This window comes from Eisenbergiella massiliensis (assembly GCF_003435485.1).
On the sequence record NZ_QVLV01000013.1, the window covers coordinates 1 to 1,184 of the forward strand.

The 1,184-nt window shown below is 55.6% G+C and carries 1 protein-coding gene; it reads right to left on the bottom strand.

The annotated features are described in order from the left end of the window. A partial coding sequence (locus DXC51_RS17695) for a beta-L-arabinofuranosidase domain-containing protein (RefSeq protein WP_207660865.1) occupies window positions 1–1,184 on the bottom strand: 1,184 nt, incomplete at both ends.

A 1,184-nucleotide genomic window follows, 5' to 3' on the forward strand; every position in this document is an offset into this window, starting at 1 on the left:
CTGATCCGGCAGGAGGTTCCGCCTTCTGCCTGCACCCGGAATTTCCGGATGGGAGAAATATCACCCCCGGAACAGTTTTCCAGGGCAAACCGGCTGCCGCGAATGGAAAAAGAGGCTTTGGAAGGAAGGTATTGGGAAACATAGATCCCTTCCTCATCCGTATAATAAATCATGTTGGCATATTCCGCCACATCCTGGGGAAAGGTCCCGGTGCAGCACTGCCATTCAAAATTGGCGCCGTTTGGCTGCAGCCTTCTGTCCTCCAGGCTCTTTACCGCGCCGTCCACAAAATAACCGGCATAGTACATCACGTGCCCCTCGGAATCAATGGGCGGCTGTCCGGCCACACCGTTGATCAGCATCTGCTCCGCCCAGTCACCGTATTTTGCTTTCCCGGTAATCCGGAGAAGATAATTGCAGATTTTAAAGACCGCCCAGGCGCAGCAGGATACCTCGCAGCTTCCCCAGTTATCGTTCCTGGGAACCATTCCGCCGCCGAAATTCCTGTAGACCGCCCCGTTTTTGGTGGTATCCCAGGAATCCTTCAGCATCTCGCCCAGAAACCCTTTTTCATCCGCAAACAGGCACTCCGCGGGGCCGTAGCCGCCTGTGGCATAGGTATGCTTTTCCGTCACAAGCGCATAGCCGTTTTCCGCTGCGTCCAGGTACTTCTTATCCCCCGTCGCCAGATAGGCCATTGCCGCGCTGGAAAAGCTGTTGACCTGGCTGTAGGCATGCCTTGGCCCAATGGCGGAATCGTGAGCGTTCAATTTATCCCACAGGTAGGTATAATCCCATTCCCTGGCAAAATCCAGATATTTCTTCTCCCCGGTCAGCAGATAAGCCCGGTACAGATTCTCAGGAAGCGTGTACCACTCAATCATGTCATTATCACAAAGCTCCGGCCCCTGAAGGCCGTCCCTTGGGATATCCCGCTTGAACCGCCGGGCGGCGCTGTCCGTCAACGCGGAAATATAGGCAAGCGCCGGCTCATAATGCAGAAACTCATACATGTCGAGAAAGCCGCCCAGCAGCTTTTCGTAGACGTAGGTGCCATTGCAGTCGATGGTTTTCGCGCTGGCTGCAGCACATCTGCCCCATTCCTCCGCCAGGAATACGGCCTTCTCCTTCAGCCGGTAATCGCCCGTTACCGCGTACAGCTTGGCGAAGGCGCCCAGCTTCTG